At 66.1% G+C, this 19863-nt stretch carries 16 protein-coding genes; 6 read left to right on the top strand and 10 right to left on the bottom strand.

The window, feature by feature from the left end; translation table 11 throughout:
• Both J0I42_RS12280 and J0I42_RS12285 read right to left on the bottom strand, forming a co-directional pair.
• A partial coding sequence (locus J0I42_RS12280; RefSeq protein ID WP_291655257.1) for a pyridoxal phosphate-dependent aminotransferase occupies window positions 1-719 on the bottom strand: 719 nt, incomplete at its 3' end.
• Between the two features lie 30 nt (window positions 720-749).
• Window positions 750-1583, bottom strand: a complete 834-nt coding sequence (locus J0I42_RS12285; RefSeq protein ID WP_291655120.1) for a chorismate mutase — start codon at window positions 1581-1583, stop codon at window positions 750-752.
• 169 nt (window positions 1584-1752) lie between these two features.
• Between J0I42_RS12285 and metX the strand changes: the two genes are divergently transcribed.
• Together metX and metW are read left to right on the top strand one after the other, a co-directional pair.
• Window positions 1753-2922, top strand: coding sequence for a homoserine O-acetyltransferase MetX (gene metX, locus J0I42_RS12290; RefSeq protein ID WP_291655121.1), 1170 nt, complete (start codon window positions 1753-1755; stop codon window positions 2920-2922).
• Between the two features lie 3 nt (window positions 2923-2925).
• On the top strand, window positions 2926-3549 hold the full coding sequence (gene metW / locus J0I42_RS12295; protein WP_291655122.1) for a methionine biosynthesis protein MetW: 624 nt from the start codon (window positions 2926-2928) through the stop codon (window positions 3547-3549).
• A 63-nt stretch (window positions 3550-3612) separates the two neighbouring features.
• Here metW and clpB read toward each other — a convergent pair whose 3' ends face one another.
• Window positions 3613-6231 (bottom strand): ATP-dependent chaperone ClpB, encoded by a 2619-nt coding sequence (clpB, locus tag J0I42_RS12300; RefSeq protein ID WP_291655123.1) that lies wholly within the window; start codon window positions 6229-6231, stop codon window positions 3613-3615.
• 175 nt (window positions 6232-6406) lie between these two features.
• Here clpB and J0I42_RS12305 point away from each other — a divergent pair, with 175 nt between their 5' ends.
• On the top strand, window positions 6407-6715 hold the full coding sequence (locus J0I42_RS12305; protein ID WP_291655124.1) for a DUF2293 domain-containing protein: 309 nt from the start codon (window positions 6407-6409) through the stop codon (window positions 6713-6715).
• 150 nt (window positions 6716-6865) lie between these two features.
• Window positions 6866-7651 (top strand): MOSC domain-containing protein, encoded by a 786-nt coding sequence (locus J0I42_RS12310; protein WP_291655125.1) that lies wholly within the window; start codon window positions 6866-6868, stop codon window positions 7649-7651.
• 70 nt (window positions 7652-7721) lie between these two features.
• Here the strand turns inward: J0I42_RS12310 and J0I42_RS12315 are convergent, their stop codons facing one another.
• The 6 genes from J0I42_RS12315 to J0I42_RS12340 form a co-directional block, all read right to left on the bottom strand.
• Window positions 7722-8726 (bottom strand): DUF4167 domain-containing protein, encoded by a 1005-nt coding sequence (locus tag J0I42_RS12315; protein WP_291655126.1) that lies wholly within the window; start codon window positions 8724-8726, stop codon window positions 7722-7724.
• A gap of 404 nt (window positions 8727-9130) precedes the next feature.
• Window positions 9131-9970, bottom strand: a complete 840-nt coding sequence (gene prmC / locus J0I42_RS12320) for a peptide chain release factor N(5)-glutamine methyltransferase (protein WP_291655127.1) — start codon at window positions 9968-9970, stop codon at window positions 9131-9133.
• A gap of 65 nt (window positions 9971-10035) precedes the next feature.
• Window positions 10036-10284 carry a hypothetical protein gene (locus J0I42_RS12325; RefSeq protein WP_291655128.1) on the bottom strand — a complete coding sequence of 83 codons (249 nt, stop codon included), beginning with the start codon at window positions 10282-10284 and terminating at the stop codon, window positions 10036-10038.
• Between the two features lie 74 nt (window positions 10285-10358).
• A complete protein-coding gene (gene prfA / locus J0I42_RS12330; RefSeq protein WP_291655129.1) occupies window positions 10359-11444 on the bottom strand; it encodes a peptide chain release factor 1 in 1086 nt (361 codons plus the stop codon).
• A gap of 55 nt (window positions 11445-11499) precedes the next feature.
• Window positions 11500-13767 carry a phosphoenolpyruvate--protein phosphotransferase gene (ptsP, locus tag J0I42_RS12335; RefSeq protein WP_291655130.1) on the bottom strand — a complete coding sequence of 756 codons (2268 nt, stop codon included), beginning with the start codon at window positions 13765-13767 and terminating at the stop codon, window positions 11500-11502.
• Between the two features lie 183 nt (window positions 13768-13950).
• Window positions 13951-15516 (bottom strand): alpha,alpha-trehalose-phosphate synthase (UDP-forming), encoded by a 1566-nt coding sequence (locus tag J0I42_RS12340; RefSeq protein WP_291655131.1) that lies wholly within the window; start codon window positions 15514-15516, stop codon window positions 13951-13953.
• A 283-nt stretch (window positions 15517-15799) separates the two neighbouring features.
• Here J0I42_RS12340 and otsB point away from each other — a divergent pair, with 283 nt between their 5' ends.
• The gene (otsB, locus tag J0I42_RS12345; RefSeq protein ID WP_291655132.1) at window positions 15800-16600 is read left to right on the top strand and encodes a trehalose-phosphatase; all 801 of its coding nucleotides are present in this window, start codon (window positions 15800-15802) and stop codon (window positions 16598-16600) included.
• Between the two features lie 6 nt (window positions 16601-16606).
• The gene (locus tag J0I42_RS12350) at window positions 16607-18448 is read left to right on the top strand and encodes a glycoside hydrolase family 15 protein (protein WP_291655133.1); all 1842 of its coding nucleotides are present in this window, start codon (window positions 16607-16609) and stop codon (window positions 18446-18448) included.
• Window positions 18449-18582: 134 nt separating this feature from the next.
• Here the strand turns inward: J0I42_RS12350 and J0I42_RS12355 are convergent, their stop codons facing one another.
• Entirely contained in the window at window positions 18583-19806 is a 1224-nt protein-coding gene (locus J0I42_RS12355) for a M20 family metallopeptidase (protein ID WP_291655134.1), read from the bottom strand.
• Window positions 19807-19863: the final 57 nt, after the last annotated feature.

A 19863-nucleotide genomic window follows, 5' to 3' on the forward strand; every position in this document is an offset into this window, starting at 1 on the left:
TGGGCCGGCGCATACATCCAGCCGATGCGCAGATTGGCGAGGCCGTAAATCTTCGAGAAGGTTCGGGTCATCACGACATTCTCGCTCTCGGCGACGAGCTCGATACCGGAGGCGTAGTCGTTGCGGCGAACATACTCCGCATAGGCCGCGTCGAGCACGAGCAGGACATGCGGCGGCAGGCCGGCCTGCAGGCGCTTGACCTCGTCGAAGGGCAGATAGGTGCCGGTCGGGTTGTTCGGATTGGCGAGGAAGACGATCTTCGTCTTCGGCGTCACCGCCGCCAGGATGCCGTCGACATCGGCCGTGTAGTTCTTCTCGGGCACGATGACCGGCTTGCCGCCCATCGCGAGGATGGCGATGCGGTAAACCAGGAAGCCGTACTGGCTGTAGATGCCCTCGTCGCCGGCGCCGAGATAGGCCTTGGTGACGAGCTCCAGCAGTTCATCCGAACCGTTGCCGCAGATGATCCGCGCGGGGTCGAGGCCGTAGCGGCCGGCGATCGCCTGCTTGAGCTTGGTCGACGTCCCATCGGGATAGAGCTCCAGCTTGGCGGCGAGGCCTTCGAAGGCGGCGATCGCCTTCGGGCTCGGGCCGAGCGGGGTTTCGTTGGAGGAGAGCTTGTGCAGCTTCACGCCGGCGGGCGCGGCGGATTTGCCGGGGACATAGGCCTCGATATCGAGGACGCCGGGACGCGGGGTGGGACGGGTCGCCATGACGATTGACCTTGCAGGAAGCGATACGAGCCCGGTTCAGCGGGCAGACTTGACAGAGAAGCGGGCGGCGTGGCTGCCGACCTCGGCGAAATCGCTCAAGCCCGCCGGCACGAGGGCCTGCCGGATCGCGGCCTGGTCGACCTCGCCGGAGGCCGCGACCAGCAGCGACAGGTGCGAGCCGTCGGCCGCCGAGGCCGAGACCTCGGCCAGATGCTCGGCAAGGCTGTGGCGCAAAGCTTCCGACCAGCGCTCGACGCGGGCGGCATAGAGCACGATCTCGCGCACGGCGGCGTCCGCCAATGGCTTGGCGATGCAATAGACCGGCGTTCCCGCAGGGTGGTTCGGACGCTCGACGAAAGGCAGGCGCGCGATGATCTTGGGCGCATCGGCCCCGATCAGGTCGCGCCACCAGATGCCGGCGCTGGCCCCCTGATCCATACGGAAGATACCGAGATCGCCAGCCGACTCAGCCACGGCACGGATGACCGAGCGCGCATCCTCATGCGGGAGGTAGGGCACGGTGAAACCGAAATGGAAGCGGGCGGAATCGCGCATCGCCGCATCGCCGCCGGACGTGTCGGCGTGAACGGAGTAGTTCGCCTGCACATAGGTGAAAGTCGCGATGATGATGCGCCAGACGCTCTCGACCGTGTCGAGCGGCAGCAACCCCTTATGACTGAGGGCCAGCCGCTTCATGATGTCGGCCTCGCGGCCGGGGCGGAAGGCGGAGCCGGAGGCCTGCGTCTTCTTGATCGAGATCAGCGTCTCGATGACCTGCGAGCGCTCCATCAGCAGCGCATGCATCGCGCTGTCGATGCGATCGATTTCACCGCGCAGGTCGGCAAGGGTGGTCGGGGCGGCTTCGGTCATGGCAACGCGCTTTCCAGCAAGGCCACGCTCCTTAGCGCTCCCGCAACGCCTTGGCAAAGCCGGCTGCGCAGTCCCGCGTTGACAGAAGCGCTTTGGCGCGGCATCGCTAGAGTTCGATTTTCCGAACGCCTGGACCGGCAAGACAAATCCTACTGCCGAAGCGGACGATATGAGCGACCTCTCCCCGAACCTGGCCGATCCGCAGAAGGAGGCGAACGAGCCCTCCAGCCCGGTCGCGCGCTTCGGGCCTGACACGCCCTTGCTGATGGACTGCGGCATCGTGCTCGACCACTGGCAGATCGCCTATCAGACCTACGGCACGTTGAATGCCGAGAAATCGAACGCAGTGCTGGTCTGCCACGCGCTGACCGGCGACCAGTATGTCGCGAGCCGCAATCCGATCACCGGCAAGGGCGGCTGGTGGACGGCGATGATCGGGCCGGGCAAGCCTGTAGATACCGACCGCTTCTTCGTGATCTGCGCCAATGTCATCGGCGGCTGCACCGGCACGACCGGGCCGGCCTCGACCGACCCGACGACCGGCAAGCCCTGGGGCCTGTCCTTCCCGGTCGTGACCATCCGCGACATGGTGCGGGCGCAGGCCGCGCTGGTCGATTCACTGGGCATCGAGACGCTGTTCTGCGTCGCCGGCGGCTCGATGGGCGGCATGCAGGTGCTGCAATGGGCGGCGAGCTATCCGAACCGCGTATTCTCGGCGCTGCCGCTCGCGACGGGCGCCAAGCACTCGGCCCAGAACATCGCTTTCCACGAAGTCGGCCGGCAGGCGGTGATGGCCGATCCGGAATGGCGGCAGGGGCGCTACCTCGAAGAGGGCACGCGCCCGGCCAAGGGGCTCTCGGTCGCGCGAATGGGCGCTCATATCACCTATCTCTCGGAGCAGGCGCTGCACCGCAAATTCGGCCGCAAATTGCAGGACCGGGAGGCACCGACCTTCTCCTTCGACGCTGACTTTCAAGTGGAAAGTTATCTCCGCCACCAAGGGCTGAGCTTCGTCGAGCGCTTCGACGCCAATTCCTATCTCTACGTGACGCGGGCGATGGATTATTTCGACCTCGCCGCCGACCATGACGGCGTGCTGGCGCGCGCCTTCGCCGGTACCAAGACGCGCTTCTGCGTGGCCTCCTTCACCTCGGACTGGCTGTTCCCCACGGCGGATTCACGCGCGATCGTGCATGCGCTCAACGCGGCCGGCGCCTCGGTCTCCTTCGTCGAGCTGGAGAGCGACAAGGGCCACGACGCCTTCCTGCTGGAAGAGCCCAATCTCTTCGCCACGACGCGCGGCTTCATCGGCGCTGCGGCCCGGGCGCGCGGACTTTAGACCATGGCCTTCAGCGACAACCAGACCAACCGCATCGACCTCAGGCTCGTCGCCGAGATGGTGCAGCCCGGCACGCGCGTGCTCGATGTCGGCTGCGGCGACGGCGCTCTGCTCGCGCTGCTGGCCGAAAGCCGCCAGGTCGATGCGCGCGGCATCGAGTTGTCCCGCGAGGGCGTGGCCGATTGCGTCGCACGCGGGCTCTCGGTGATCCAGGGCGACGCCGATACCGACCTCGGCGACTACCCGGACGATAGCTTCGATTACGTCATCCTCTCCCAGACGATCCAGGCAACGCGCAATCCGCGGCTCGTGCTGGAGCAGATGCTGCGTATCGGCCGGCACGCCATCGTCTCTTTCCCGAATTTCGGGCATTGGCGGATGCGCAGCCAGGTGTTCTTCCAGGGGCGGATGCCGGTGACGGATGCCCTGCCCTATGCCTGGTGGGACACACCCAACATCCATTTCTGCACGATCCGTGACTTCGTCACGCTCTGCGACCAGATCGGTGCCCGCAAGGAGCGCGCGGTCGCGCTCGACGCAGCCGGCGGCAAGGTCGGTGTCAACGCGCCCTGGTGGTTCTGGAACCTGTTCGGCGCGCAGGCGGTGTTCCTGTTGAAGCGCGGCTGAGCCGCCAAAGATAAAAAAGGGCCGCTCACGCGGCCCTTTCCTCATCGATCGACTCGGCGGATTTCAGTTCAACGCAACGCCGGCCGGGCGCTTTTCCTTCACCGCCGCGACATCGCCCAGCATCAGCGAGCCCGGCCCGACGGTGATCGGCACGTCCTCGCCATCGACGATCTCGCCCGCGAGGATGGCTTCCGCCAGCGGGTCCTGCACCGACTTCTGGATCACACGCTTGAGCGGGCGAGCGCCGTAAGCCGGGTCGTAGCCCTTGTCGGCCAGCCACTCGCGCGCCTCCTTCGAGAGCTCGAGCGTGATCTTGCGGTCGGTCAGCAGCTTCTGCAGCCGGGCCATCTGGATATCGACGATCGCGTCCATGTCCTTCCGCCTGAGGCGATGGAACAGGATGATATCGTCGATCCGGTTCAGGAACTCCGGCCGGAAGGCGTGGCGGACCACCCCCATGACCTCGTCGCGAACCGCGTCGCTGTCCTGCCCTTCCGGCTGGTTCACCAGGAACTCCGAACCCAGATTCGAGGTCATGATGATCAGCACGTTGCGGAAATCGACGGTGCGGCCCTGGCCATCGGTCAGGCGGCCGTCGTCGAGCACCTGCAGCAGGACGTTGAACACGTCGGGATGCGCCTTCTCGACCTCGTCGAAGAGCACGACCTGATAGGGCCGGCGCCGCACGGCTTCCGTCAGCGCTCCGCCCTCCTCATAGCCGACATAGCCGGGAGGCGCGCCGATCAGCCGGGCGACCGAGTGCTTCTCCATGTACTCGGACATGTCGATGCGCACGAGCGCGGTATCATCATCGAACAGGAACGAGGCGAGCGCCTTGGTCAGCTCGGTCTTTCCGACGCCGGTGGGGCCGAGGAACATGAAGGAGCCGATCGGGCGGTTCGGGTCCTGCAAACCGGCCCGCGCACGACGGACCGCGGTCGAGACCGCCTCCACCGCCTCCTTCTGCCCGACGACGCGAGCACCGAGAACCTCCTCCATGCGGAGCAGCTTCTCCTTCTCGCCTTCGAGCATCCGGTCGACCGGCACGCCGGTCCAGCGCGAGACGACGGCTGCGACGTGATCGGGGGTCACAGCCTCTTCGACCATGCCGGCGCTGTCGCCGTTCTCCTCGATCTCGGCCAGCTTCTTCTCGAGCTGCGGGATCTCGCCATAGGCGAGCTCGCCCGCGCGCTGGTACTCGCCCTTGCGCTGCGCCTGGGCGAGCTCGTTACGGGCATTATCGAGCTTGGTCTTGATCTCCGCGGCCGCGCCCAGCTTGTCCTTCTCGGCCTTCCATTTGGCCGTGATGGTGTCGGAGCGCGACTCGAGGTCGGCCAGCTCGGATTCGAGCCGCTTCAGCCTTTCCTTCGAGCCGGCATCGCTCTCCTTCTTCAGCGCCTCCTGCTCGATCTTGAGACGGACGATCTCGCGATCGATCGAATCCAGCTCTTCCGGCTTGGAATCGACCTGCATGCGCAGGCGCGCCGAGGCCTCGTCGACGAGGTCGATCGCCTTATCCGGCAGGAAGCGGTCGGTGATGTAGCGGTTCGACAAGGTCGCTGCCGAGACCAGCGCCGAATCCGAGATGCGGACGCGGTGATGCTGCTCGTATTTCTCCTTGAGGCCGCGCAGGATCGAGATGGTGTCCTCGACCGTCGGCTCGTCGACGAAGACCGGCTGGAAGCGCCGGGCCAAGGCAGCGTCCTTCTCGACATATTTGCGGTACTCGTCGAGCGTGGTCGCGCCGACGCAGTGCAGTTCGCCGCGCGCCAGAGCAGGCTTCAGCAGGTTGGACGCATCCATCGCGCCATCGGTCTTGCCGGCGCCGACCAGGGTATGCATCTCGTCGATGAACAGGATGACGCCGCCATCCGAGGACGAGACCTCGGTCAGCACCGCCTTCAACCGCTCCTCGAACTCGCCGCGATATTTCGCGCCGGCGATCAGCGAGCCCATGTCGAGCGCGAGCAGCTCCTTGTCCTTCAGGCTCTCGGGCACGTCGCCATTGACGATGCGCAGCGCGAGGCCCTCGGCGATGGCGGTCTTGCCGACGCCGGGCTCGCCGATCAGGACGGGATTGTTCTTGGTGCGGCGCGACAGCACCTGGATGGTGCGGCGGATCTCCTCGTCGCGGCCGATCACCGGGTCGAGCTTGCCCTCGCGCGCTGCGGCGGTGAGGTCGCGGGCGTATTTCTTCAGCGCGTCATAGGCCTGTTCGGCTGACGCGGAATCGGCGGTGCGGCCCTTGCGGATCGCCTCGATCGCAGCGTTCAGCGCCTGCGGGGTGACGCCGGCCTTTGACAACGCCTTGCCCGCCTCGGTGTCTTTCTCGACCGCCAGCGCGAGCAGAAGCCGCTCGACCGTGACGAATGAGTCACCGGCCTTCTCGGCCGCCTTCTCGGCGGTGTCGAAGACGCGGGCAAGGCCCTGAGTGAGGTTGAGGCCGCCGGAGCCGCCGGAAACCTTCGGCAACTTGGCCAATGCCTGGTCGACCAACTGCAAGGCGACGCGAGACTGGCCGCCGGCTCGATCGATCAGACCCGCCGCCATGCCTTCGTTGTCGTCGAGCAGGGCCTTCAGAAGATGCTCGGGGGTGAACTGCTGGTTCCCCTCCCGCAAGGCGATCGTCTGCGCCGCCTGGAGAAAGCCCTTCGCGCGATCCGTATATTTCTCGATATTCATTCAAGTCACTCCGCCCGCAGGACGCGCCCCGTAGCGACGCGAACCCGCTGCCCTTTCATCAGGATGGGGCGCCGCGATGGGCCGCCCCTCGTCCTTCAAGATAGTGTGGCATCGGCGCAACGGAAGAGGGCCGGCCCAGATTTGACCTGGCGCAAAGGGCAGGCCCAGATCGGGCATGGCCGGGACCAAGCGACAGCAGGCGATTCGCAAAACGTTAAGGGCGCTGGCGCCAGGCATTCCGCTCTCCGACGCCGAGGCCGTGGTGGCGCTGGCCGAGCGGCGCCACATGAAGGACCTGCCGCCTTCGACCGCGCTCTGGCTCGCCCTCGGCAGCCATGTCCGCCACGTCCATACCGATTACGAGCGGTTGCTGAGCGAAGGCTACGACCGCGACGCTGCCCGCTTCTTCGTCGCGGATGACACCGACGCCGTGCTCGCCGGCTGGGGCTGCCAGCGTTCGGTCAGCGATGGCGAGGATGAGTAGTGCGACATCGGCTCCCCAAAAGCCGGTCCCCACTTGTCGGGACAATACCTAGGACCAATCAAAACAGACGCAAGATTTGATCTGTCAGAGGTTCGCAAGATGGATATGGTCCCTGCCGACCTGACTGCCCTTCAACGACCGGACATGATCATGCGCATCGAAACGCTCTGCCGCTATCCCGTGAAGGGTCTGTCGCCGGAACGGATCAGGCATGCTGCGCTCTCGGCCGGCGGCTATTTTCCGGGCGACCGCCTCTTCGCGATCGAGAACGGGCCCTCGGGCTTCGATGCGGCCGAGCCGGTGCACCAGCCCAAGATCAAATACCTCATGTTGATGCGCAACGAGTCGCTGGCACGGCTGAAGACCCGCTACGATGACGCCAGCGGCGATCTGGTCATCCATGAGGGCGGGCTGGAAGTGCTGCGTGCGGCGACGGCCAACGACGATGGCCGCGCCGCGATCTCGCGTTTCTTCACGGGCTTCATGCCCGAGGAATTGCGCGGCACCCCGAAGCTGCTGACGGCGCCGCCGAGCTATCGCTTCACCGATTCGCGCTCGGGCTTCGTCTCGATCATCAACCTCGCCAGCGTCGCCGATCTCGAAGGCCGGCTCGGGCAGCCGGTCGATCCCCTGCGCTTCCGCGGGAACCTGATGGTCAGCGGGCTTGCGCCATGGGCCGAGAACGATCTCGTCGATCGGGAGATCACCGGGCCGGGCGGGCTGCGCCTGCAGGTGATCAAGCGGATCGAGCGCTGCGCCGCGACCAATGTCGATCCCGAGACGGGCGCACGCGACATGCAGATCCCGAAAGCGCTGATGAAAAACTATGGCCATGTCGACTGCGGCATCTATTGCCGCATCCTCGCCAAGGGCTCGCTCGGCGAAGGGGATAACCTGGCCGTCGCGGATGCGCCAGCCGAACCCGGCATCTCCTGATCGCTATCGAGCAAAGAAAAAGGGCCCTAAAGGGCCCTTCTCCATATCCAACTGCTGACCCGGCAACGGCTTACTCGGCCGAGCCGTCCGTCTCCGAACCCAGCGCGTCCATGACCTCGCGCGGCGAGCGGCGGCGGCGGGTGCGCTTCGGCGCCGCTTCCGCGGCCTCCTCGGCGGGCGCGACGGCTGCGACCGGCTCGGCCACGGGGGCCTCGACCGGCTCCGGCGCCACGACACGCACGGGGTTGGTCAAGAAGGACGGCAAAGAGGCTGCGACGTCGTCACCCGCATCGGCCTCGACCTCGCGTTCACGGCGCGGACGGCGCTCGCGCTGGGGACGTTCACTCCGCTCCGGACGCTCGAAGCGGCGCTGTTCACCCTGCGGTTGCTCGGGAGCGGCCTCGATGGCCCCGCCTTCGCTCACCGGGATGTCGGAACGCGGCGCGTCGGGGCGCGGCGCGTAACCGCCGGAAGCGCCCTGGCCGCCTTCGGCATTGCGGTCGAAACGGCGTTCGCCACGATCCGGGCGATCGAAACGGCGCTCGTTGTTATTGTTGTTGCGGTCGTTGTTAAAGCGCTCGCGGCGATTCTGGCGGTCGAAGCGCTGGCCGCCCTGCTGGCCCTCTCCCGCTTCACCCTCGGTGCGCTGGCCTCCACCATGGCCGTTATAGCCATTGGGGTTGCCATAACCGTTGGAGCGCATCTCCGGCTGCGGGCCGGTGCCGGGCTGGAAGGGCTGGCCCTCCTCGTCACCCTCTTCCTCACCCTCGTCCGCGTCTTCGACGAAGGCGCGATTCGGCGGGAAGGAATGGCCGAACTGCTGAGCCATCTGCTCCTGCGCCGCGAGCAGGATGCGATAGTAATGCTCGGCGTACTGGAAATAGCTCTCGGCCGCGACAGTGTCGCCCGAAGACTGGGCATCGCGCGCAAGCTGCAGGTATTTTTCCGCGACATGCTGCGCCGTGCCGCGAACCTTTACGTCCGGACCGTTGGATTCGTAGCTGCGCTGCAACGGATTCGGAGATTTGCGATTACCGTTATTGTTGCCGCCGCCGCTATTATTGCGGCCGCGCATACGCCGGTTCTGACCTGGTCTCATTCGCGTCTGTCTCGCGCTTCTGTGTTCAAAACAACCGTGGTGCCGTCATGCGCGTCGCGAAGCACAGCGGGTTGTGACGCTGTGTCGGGCTAAGTTGACCTGAAGGGGCGATCCGCCGTTCCTGGTCTTCACGCGCTCTTTTCCAAAAAGGGGTTTCAACCCCATGAGCCGATCGGCGACACGCGCCTTCGGGGCTCCATCCGGCTTATCAGCTGCATCGCCTCGGGAACACGCCCGCAAACGATGCCGAACTCGAGCAAATCCTGCAAGATCGGGAACTGCCCAGAGGCCCGGCTCTGACGCCACCAGCTTCGGCTGGGAGCTGCATAGCTGCTTTTGGCGGCTTCTCCAAGCGAAATCGACCAAAAGCCTGTGCATTCTCAAGCGAGCGTGAAGATCAGCGCCCGCTCATGCCCACCGAGATCGTGGCGGCTACCCCGGAATTCAAGCCCTCCCCCCCGCATCAACGCGACGACATCCGGCCCCTGCCCCGCCCCGATCTCCAGAACGATGATGCCATCGGGCGCCAGCAAGGGCGGCAGTGCAGATGCGAAGAGCCTGTAGGGTCCAAGCCCGTCCTGCCCTCCATCCAGTGCCAGCAGCGGATCATGCTCGCGCACCTCGACGGAGAGCGTCGCGATCTCGGTCGACGGTATATACGGCGGGTTCGAGACGATGAGGTCGAAGCGGCCAGTCAGCCCCTCGGTCCAGTTACCCTGCCGAAAAGTCACCCGGCCGTCGACGCCATTGAGAGCGGCGTTACCGGCAGCGGTACAGCAGGCCTCTCCGGACAGGTCGACGCCGACACCTCGCGCCAGGGGCAGTTCGCTGAGCAGTGAGATCAACAGGCAACCGGTACCCGTGCCAAGATCGAGCAGCGCCAGCTCCTCGTCACGGCGCCCGGTCAGTTCGGCGAGCGCCGTCTCGACGATCGTCTCGCTGTCGGGCCGCGGCTCCAGGGTCGCCGGTGACAGACGGAACGGCAGCCCCCAGAATTCGCGCTCTCCAAGGATACGCGAGACCGGCTCGCCTGCGACGCGTCGGGCCATGAAACCCTTCAGCCGGGCGCATGCCTCGGCCGTCAGATTCATGGCGGAATCGGCATGCTCCACTCCTAGGCTGCCCTCGACCAGCAAGCGCGCATCGAGCCCCGGACTGGCCGAGCCGGCGCGCTGAAGCTCTCTCGCAAGCAGGCGCCGCACCTCCCTGACGGTCGGCACGGCGCCCTCCCCTGACAGATTTTCAGCAAAGGCCTCGAAGAGCTTCGCAGTTTCCCAACCCGCGGCTAGTTGCCGTTCATCTTCAGGTCCATGCAGGTTTTCATCTTCTTGTTGATCGCGGCCTTGCTCTCGCGAGTGCCGCCCATCTCCATCCGGCATGCCTTGCGCGCCTGCGACTGCGTCATCGCGCCCTGCAAGGCGGCCGGCTGCCCCGCCGTCATCTTGCGGAAGGTCTTTTCCTGAGCCTGCGAGACGCCGCTCATCGCCAGCGTCATCAGCCCGGCCACGGCCATCGTCGAAAACATCTTGATCATGAGAGGGTCCCCCCTTCGCTGGTGTCGATGCCTTATCAACGCGGGGCGAGGATTTTGGTTTCATCGCGAGCGCCTCACGCCATGCCCTCGGCCGCCAGCAGCTTCGCCTGATGCTCTGCGGTCAACGCATCCACGATCTCGTCGAGAACGAGACCCTGCATCATCTCGTCGAGCTTGTAGAGCGTCAGGTTGATGCGGTGGTCCGTGACGCGTCCCTGCGGAAAATTATAGGTGCGGATGCGCTCCGAACGATCGCCGGAGCCGACCTGCGAACGCCGGTCCGCCGAGCGCTCGGCATCGATGCGCATGCGCTCCATGTCGAAGAGCTTCGCACGCAGCAATTCATATGCTCGCGCCTTGTTCTTGTGCTGGGAGCGCTCGTCCTGAACCAGCACGACGGTGTTGGTGGGGATGTGAGTGAGGCGCACGGCCGATTCCGTCTTGTTGACGTGCTGGCCACCGGCACCACCCGAACGCAGCGTGTCGATACGGATATCGGCCTCGTTGAGCACGACATCGACATCGGTCGCGAGCGGCAGCGTCGCCACCGTCGCGGCAGAGGTGTGGATGCGCCCGCTTCCTTCGGTATCCGGCACGCGCTGGACGCGATGGACACCGGATTCGAACTTGAGCCTGGCATAAACTCCGCGGCCATTGATCTCGGCGATGACCTCCTTGAAGCCACCCATCGTTCCCTCGCTCTCGGAGAGGATGTCGACGCTCCAGCCCTTCTGAGCGGCGTGACGCTGGTACATGCGCAGGAGATCACCGGCGAAGAGCGAAGCCTCGTCGCCGCCGGTGCCCGCCCTGATTTCCAGGATGACGCCACGCTCGTCGGCTGCATCCTTCGGCAGCAGGGCGACGAGAATCTCGCGGGCGCGCGCCTCGATCTCGGCGCGGGCGGCGTCGCGCTCCTCGTAGGCGAGATCGCGGAACTCGGAGTCGGTGGCGGGGTCGGCGATCAACCCCTCGGCCTCCTCCAGCGAGGCTTGCGCCTGCCGCCATGAGGCGATCGCGGCGACGACGGGATCGAGCTCCGCCAGTTCCTTCGCCAGCTCGACGGTGCGCGCCGCCTCGGTCGCGTGATTGATCTCGTCGGTCGCAGCGGCATGGCGCGCCACGATGACGTCAAGACGATCCTGGGGGAGCTGGAGGGACATGCGGGAACTCGTGGAACGACAGGGAAAGGCGGCAGAGACGGCGCAAGCAGCGTCGCTAGACCGGAATCTTGAACTCGGTCGCGAAGGCGGAGAGCTGCGGGCGCAGATTGGTGGCCCCCTCCGGCGCAGCCAGCATCCAGTCCATGCGCTCGCGCAACTTGCCGGCATCGAGCGCCCGCAGCATCGCCTTGACCGGGCCGATCGAGGCGGCCGACATCGAGAAGCCGCGATAGCCCAGACCGATCAGGGCCATGGTTTCCAGCGGCTTGCCACCCATCTCGCCGCAGACAGTGACCGGGCAGCCGGTCTCGGCAGCCGCCTCGACGATACGCCGGAGAGCCCGGAGCGAGCCGACACCGAGAGGATCGAAGCGGTCTGCGACGCGCTTGTTCTCACGGTCCGCTGCAAAGAGGAACTGCATGAGATCGTTGGTGCCGATCGACAGGAAATCAGCCTCTCGCGCGATCTCGGGCAACTCGAACAGCAGCGAGGGCACCTCGACCATCACCCCGACCCTGAGGTCGCGCGGCGGCGTGACGCCCTGCTTTTCCAGCATCGCCTGCTCGCGGCGGATGATCATGCGGGCGCGGCGGAACTCCTCGGTGGTCGCGACCATCGGCAGCATGATCTTGAGATCGCGGCCCGCCCCGGCGCGCAGCATCGCGCGCACCTGCGCCCTCAGCAACCGCGGCTTGTCGAGGCCGATGCGGATCGCGCGCCAACCGAGCGCCGGGTTCTCCTCCTCGACACGCTCCATATAGGGCAGCACCTTGTCGCCGCCGATATCGAGCGTACGGAAGGTGACGGGCCGTTCCGCCGCGGCGTCGAGCACCGTGGCATAGAGCGCCTGCTGCTCGGCCGTTGTCGGCATGTGCTGCGCCACCATGAACTGCAGTTCGGTACGGAACAGGCCGATCCCGGACGCGGCAGTGGCTTCCAGATTCGGCAGGTCGACGAACAGACCGGCATTGATCTGCAGCGTGATCTCGACCCCGTCGCGGGTCACCGCCGGGAGTTCCTTCAGCTTCTGATACTGCTTCTGTTTGCGGGCGCGCAGCCGCGCCTTGTCCTTATAGGCATTCTCGACGTCGGGTTGCGGGCGGATCTGCACTTCGCCGGCCTGGCCATCGACGATGATGGCATCGCCCGCTTCGACCAGCGCGGTCGCATTGACGACCTCCCCGACGGCGGGAATGCCGAGCGCACGGGCGACGATGGCGATATGGCTGGCCGGGCCGCCCTCCTCCAGCACGAGCCCGCGCAAATGGGCCCGGTCGTAGTCCAGCAGCGCCGCCGGCCCCATCGACCGGGCGACGAGGATCGCGTTCTCCGGCAGGTTCTCGCGGGCGACGCCGTTGGCCTTGCCGACCAACGTGCGCAACAGCCTGTCGGCGAGATCGTCGAGATCATGCAGCCGCTCGCGCAGATAGGGGTCGGTCTGGCGCAGCATCTTGGCACGGGTGTCGGACTGGACGCGCTCGACCGCCGCCTCGGCGGTGAGACCGGTCATCACGACTTCGCGCATGCGGCGCAGCCAGCCCTGATCGTGAGCGAACATGCGGAAGGTCTCGAGCACGTCGCGATGCTCGCCGGTATGGGCGATGTCGCCGCGCTCGACCAGTTCGTCGATCGAGGCCCGCATCTCGCTTATCGCCGCTTCGAGACGGCCGACCTCGGCCGCCGGATTCTCTGCGATGAGATTGGTGATCGCGACCCGCGGCTCGTGCAGCACGACATGGCCGAGGCCGACGCCATCGGCCAGCGCCACGCCAACGCCGTGGATCGGCCGGTCGAGGCCGATCGAGGCGCCGGGCGCCGCCAGAGACTTGAGGCCGCCAGCCGCGATCATCTCCGCCATCAGCATGGCTGTGGTCTGGAGCGTCTCGATCTCGTCCTCGGAATAGAGCCGCGAGGCGCGGTTCTGGATGACGAGCACGCCCATCACGGCGCCGCCGCGCAGGATCGGCACACCGAGGAAGGAGCGGTAGACCTCTTCGCCCGTCTCCGGACGATAGGAGAAGGAGGGATGCGCCTGCGCATCCGACAGCGCCAGCGGCTCTGCCTCGCTCGCGATCAGACCGACGAGGCCTTCGCCCGCCCGCATGGTGGTGAGATGGACCGCCTCGCGATTGAGGCCTTCGGTTGCGTAAAGTTCGAGAGAGCCGTCCTCGCGCAGGACATAGACCGAACAGACCTCGGCGACGAGATTGCCGGCGATCAGCACGACGAGCCGGTCCAGCCGCTCCTGCGGGCTGATCGATGCCGCCATGACCTCACGGAGACGGCGCAACAGAACGCCCGGTCCTCCGAGAGCGCCTCGCATCGATCTCAGCCCTCCGCCCGCCTCCTCAGCCATCGACGATACGATGCCTGTCCAGACCCTGAGTCGCCCGCTCCGGTCATGCTGCCTTCTAGCGACGAAAGACCTTATTCGGCAAGGGCCGCGAACGAGCTATGCAGCATCCCCCCAAGATTTCAGCCGTTTTCCTGACGCAAGAGCCAAGTCTCACGGCCGCACCAATGCCAGATGAGAGCCCCCGGCAGCGCTCCGCTTGCCGCGCGATCCTGCCGACATCTTGCCCACACCGGCTTCCGAAGGCGGCGATGACGCGGCCGATGCCTCGCCCCGGCCCGCGCGCCGCGCGCCTGCACGGGGCTCCTTGCGCAACCCACCGGCAGCCAATGTCTCCGCCGAGGGCTTATCCCCCGACAGCGCGAGCAGATATTGCCGCGTCCACCAATCGATATCGGTGGCGGCGATAAGAGCGTAGAGCCGTTCAAAACGGCGGATGCGCTCCGTTTTCGGCATCGCGAGCGCGGTGCGGATCGCCTCCGCCACCTCATGGGAATCGAAGGGGTTGACGATCAGCGCTTCGCCCATCTGCTGAGCAGAGCCGGCAAAGCGCGAGAGCACCAGAACGCCCGGATCGGCAGGGTTTTGCGCGGCAATGTACTCCTTGGCGACGAGGTTCATGCCGTCACGCATCGGCGTGACCAGCCCGACCTGGGCACGGCGGTAGAAGCCGGCCAGCGCCTTGCGCGAATAGGCCTTCTTGACCACGCGGATCGGCGTCCAGTCGAATTCGCCGAGCTGGGCATTGAGGCGGCCGGCAACCTCGTCGGACTGGCGGTCGAGCTCGGCATATTCGGGCACATCGCTGCGCGAAGGGGGCGCGACCTGCAACAGGCTGACCCGGCCGCGCTCCTCGGGATGGTTGCGCAGGAACTCGCCGAAGGCTTCGAGGCGCTGAACGATGCCCTTGGAATAATCGAGCCGATCGACGCCGATGACGAGCTTGCGCTCGCCAAGGGATTCCCGTGTTGCCCGCAGCGGCGTCGCCGCCTGGCGGACGGAAGCAGCCGCGAGCTTGCGGAAGCCCTCGACATCGATGCCGATCGGGAAGGCCTGCACCGACGTCTCGCGCGAACCGAGCCGGACCCGCCTTCCATCCGTGCGGCCACCGCAAAGGGAGACCAGTCCCCCGATCAGGTTGCGGGCGTCGACCTCGGTCTGCATCCCGACGAGATCATAGGCGGCCATGGTACGGATCAGCGTCGCGCTGAAGGGCAAGGCGTCGATGACCTCAGCCGCCGGCCAGGGAATGTGATGGAAATAGCCGATGCGGTTGGTGACGCCGCGCCGGCGCAACTCCGCTGCCAGCGGAATCAGGTGGTAATCGTGGATCCAGATGAGATCGTCGGGCTTGATCAGTCCGGCGAGCGCGCGGGCAAAGCGGCGGTTAACGCCGAGATAGCCCATATAGTCGCTGCGCTGGAACTCGGTCAGGCCCAGCCGGTAGTGCATCAGCGGCCAGAGCGCGCGGTTCGAGAAGCCGAGGTAATAACTCTGGCGCTCGGCCTCGCTGAGATCGGTCACCGCATAGGTCACGTTACCGTGCTGGACCTGCCGAATCTGCGTGGGCGAGCCTTCGCTCACGGCGCCGCTCCAACCGAACCAGAGACCGCCTCGCTGCTCCAGCGCCTCGCGCAGGGCGACGGCCAGCCCTCCCGCCATCACCTTTTCATGGCGATCGGGAATCGTGACGCGGTTGGAAACGACGACAAGACGCATAAGCTTTAGCATTCTCCGGCAGAGGCCGCCCGCATTTCGCCATCGGCGGCAGGAACAGAACACTTCCGAAAGCGTAATGTTTCCGTGGTGCGGACGCGGTCACATGGCAGCCCTGTGGCAGCCGTGCGGTGAAATCGCGACAACCATGGTAGGCTTTCGACAGATCGAGGCAACCCCTCGCACCGAATTTTCGACACGGCCGTCGCCAGTCGATAAGACAGAAAAGGATATCACCGGCTGAACGGCCGCTCTTCTGCCGCCTTCTCTGCCCAGATACGAAACGATGACGACCCTGACCGAACCCGATATCGCCGCAAGGCCCGACGAGATCGTTCCCTCCGATCGCGAAATCGCTCTTTTTCTCGATTTCGATGGCACACTCGTGGAAATCGCGCCCTCGCCGGAAGACGTGCATCTCGACCGCCGCGTGGCGCCAGCGCTGACGCTACTGCGCGCGCAGCTCGGCGGGGCACTCGCCCTGGTCTCGGGCCGCCCGATCGCCTTTCTCGACAGAATCCTGGCCCCGCACCGCTTCGACATCGCCGGGCTGCACGGCGCCCAGATCCGCGTCGACGGCGAAATCCGCTCGCAGGCCGACACGCACGATGGCATGCGGGAGGCGCTGCGCGACCTCGTCCGTTTCGCCAACAGCCATGTCGGCATCATCGTCGAAGACAAGCGCATTTCCGTGGCGTTGCACTGGCGCCTGGCACCTTCACTGGAGGAAGAGGCCCTGGCCCTGATGCGTCGTATCGCGGCGAGGTTGGGGCCGGGCATGCGGCTGCAGGAGGGGAAAGCCGTCGCCGAACTGGTTCCGGCCGGCGCCAGCAAGGGTAGTGCGGTCGCCTGGCTGATGGCGACCCCGTCCTATGCCGGACGTCGACCGGTCTTCATCGGCGACGACATCACCGACGAGGACGGGTTCGAAGCCGTCAACGCCATGGGCGGCGTCTCCGTCCGAATCGGCACGGACCGCGAAAGCCACGCCACCTTCCGGCTCGCCTCGCCCACAGCGCTCAGGCACATCCTTCTCGAAGCCGCCGAAGGCGGCCATCTTTCCGCTTCCAGCTTCAAGCAGGACTGACCGACCATGACCGTGACGACTTCGACTGCGGGGCAGCACTCGGCCTCGCTCGACCTCGGCGTGATCGGCAATTGCTCGATCGCCGCCCTCATCGACCGCCGCGCCCGCATCGTCTGGGGCTGCTTCCCGCGCTTCGACCGCGACCCCGTCTTCTGCTCGCTGATCGACAACCAGCCCGAGGATGGCGACGCCGAGCCCGAAAAGGGCGTTTTCGCCATCGAGCTCGTCGGCATGACGCGTTGCGAGCAGAGCTATCTCGACAACACCGCGATCCTCTCCTCGGTGCTCTCTGACGACCAGGGCAATGCAATCGAAATTCTCGATTTCGCGCCGCGCTTCGTGCGCTACGAGCGCTTCTTCCGGCCGCCGCAACTGGTGCGCCGGGTTCGACGCGTCTCCGGCCGGCCGCGCATCCGCGTGCTGGCCAGGCCCTGCCTCGGCATCGGTGAAGAGCCCGACGAGATCACGCGCGGTTCCAACCATGTCCGCTTCGTGGGGGCCGATCAGACCATCCGGCTGACGACCAACGCGCCGCTCTCCTATGTCGTGGAAGGCACGCCGTTCGCCGTCGACCAGGCCTACTCCTTCTTCATCGGCTCCGACGAAGCCCTGCGCGCCGAAATCGAGACGACCTCGCGCGAGTTCCTCGACAAGACCACAGATTATTGGCGCGACTGGGTGCGCTCGCTCTCGATCCCCTTCGAATACCAGAAGGAGGTGATACGCGCGGCGATCACGCTGAAACTCTGCTCCTTCGAGGAAACGGGCGCGATCGTCGCGGCATTGACCACATCAATTCCCGAGGCTCCGGGCACGCAACGCAACTGGGACTATCGCTATTGCTGGCTACGCGACGCCTATTTCGTCGTGCATGCGCTGAACCGCCTCGGCACGACGCGGACGATGGAAGACTACCTCGGCTTCATCACCAATATCGTCGACACCTTCACCGAAAGCGGCGCCGAGCACCTGCCCCCGCTCTACCCGATCACGCGGGGCGGCTCGCTCGTCGAGTTCGAGGCGAAGAACCTGTCGGGCTATCGCGGGCACCAGCCGGTGCGTTTCGGCAATGGCGCGGCGGTGCAGATCCAGAACGATGGCTATGGCGCGGTCGTGCTGGCGGCGACGCATGCCTTCTTCGACCGCCGCCTGATCCAGCCCGGCAAGGAAACCTTGTTCGGGCAGCTCGAACGCATGGGCGAGATCGCCATCGCCGTATTCGACAAGCCCGATGCCGGCCCCTGGGAGTTGCGCGAGAAGGAGGCCGTGCATTCCTTCTCCAGCGTGATGTGCTGGGCCGCCTGTGACCGGCTCGCCCGCATCGCCGGCACGCTCGGGCGCGCCGACCGCAAGGAATACTGGAAGGGCGAGGCGCGCCGGCTGAAGGACATCATCGCCGAGCAGATCTGGAACGAGAGCAAGGGCCATTTCGTCTCGACCTTCGGCGGCGAGGACCTCGACGCGACGCTGCTGCTGCTGGCAGAACTCGGCTTCGTCAAGCCGGACGACGCCCGCTTCGTCGCCACCGTCGAGGCGATCGGCCGCGATCTCAAGCGCGGCGACCTCCTGCTGCGCTACGCGACGCAGGACGATTTCGGCTACATGCATACCGGCTTCCTGATCTGCGCCTTCTGGTATGTCGAGGCGCTGAACGCGATCGGGCGCAGCGAAGAGGCGAAGGAACTGTTCGGGCGCATCCTGCAGCGGCGCAACAGCTTCGGCCTGCTCTCGGAGGATGCCGACCTCAAGACCGGCGAGCTGTGGGGCAATTTCCCCCAGACTTATTCGCATGTCGGCCTGATCAATTGCGCCATGCGCCTGAGCCGGGACTGGGAAGAGGCGTTCTGATCTGCCCCGTCATGGCCGGGCTTGATCCGGCCATCTCGTGACGAGATCGCCCCGCCTGACAACACTCCGCTCTGCCTGAGATGCCCGGGTCAAGCCCGGGCATGACGCCGGAGACGTGACAGCGACTCGTGCCGTCACTCCACCCTGGCTGCCGCACGCATCACGGCGAGCGCCAGAACCTGTGCCGCCGGGACGATGCTCTCGACCTCCAGGAACTCGTCCGGGGTATGAGCCATGCCGCCGATCGGGCCGACGCTGCAGAGCGTCGGAGTGCCCTGTGCGGCGGTGAAGCCGGAATCGGCGCAACCGCCGGTGAATTCCGCGGTGACGCCGATGCCGAAGCTGGCAGCCGCCTCGCGATAGGTGTCGTAGAGCGCGGCCGATTCCGGGGAGCGCTCCAGCGGCAGGAACTCGCCCTTGATCGAGAGCACGGCGCTGGTGCCGGCAACTTCGGGGGCTTCGACGATCGCCTTGATCTTGCCGACCATCTCATCGCGCTGGGCGGCGGTGACATAGCGCAGGTCGATCTCACACCAGGCGCTGGGCGCGATGGTGTTGACGGTCTGGCCGCCGCCGATCAGGCCGACATTGACGGTCACGCCCTTCTCCAGATCGGTGAGGCCCTGGAGCTTCGGGATCTTGTGGCCGAGATCGACGATAGCCGAAGCTCCCTTCTCGTAATTCGCGCCGGAATGAGCGGGCTTTCCGGTGAAGTCGGCCCGCATGAAGACGCCGCCCTTGCGGCCGCTGGTAACGGACTGCTTCTGATCCCTGGCGAATTCGGTGCCCGCCGGCAGACGGCTGGGCTCGGCATTGAAGACACAGCGCGACTCGCGTGCCGCCGCCTCGATCACCGGCCGCGAGGACGGCGAGCCGATCTCCTCGTCGCTGGTCGTCAGCATGAGGAGCGGCGCGGCGAGGCCGCCGCATTCGGCGAAGGCTGCCGCGACGAAGGCCGAGATCATCACGCCCGCCTTCATGTCGGCGACGCCCGGGCCATAGGCCCGCGAGCCCTTGATCGTGAAGGGCCGGCGCGTCGGCTCGCCCTGCGGGAAGACGGTGTCGCGATGGCCGAGCAGCATGACCGGGCGCTGATCGTTGGCCGTTGGGTTGGGCAGGCGAGCCCGGACCGCATCGCCGAAGCGGCTGTCCGGCACGATCTCGACCTCGAGCCCGTTCGCCCGGTGGAAGCGTGCGACGACATCGCCGGCCCGATCGACGCCGGCTTTGTCATAGGAGCCCGAGTCGGTGTCGACCAGCTCGCGCAGCAGTGCGACCATGCCTTCCTTGCGACTCGCCAGCCACTCGGTGACCTTCTTCTCCTCTGGGGTCAGGGCGCTGTGGCTCGGGGCGCTCATGGGCTCGCTCGCATTCGTTCCGGATGGGATAATGCAGGCGAGCTTATCGCCATTGCC

This window comes from Allobosea sp., from assembly GCF_017308015.1.
Lineage (GTDB): Bacteria > Pseudomonadota > Alphaproteobacteria > Rhizobiales > Beijerinckiaceae > Allobosea.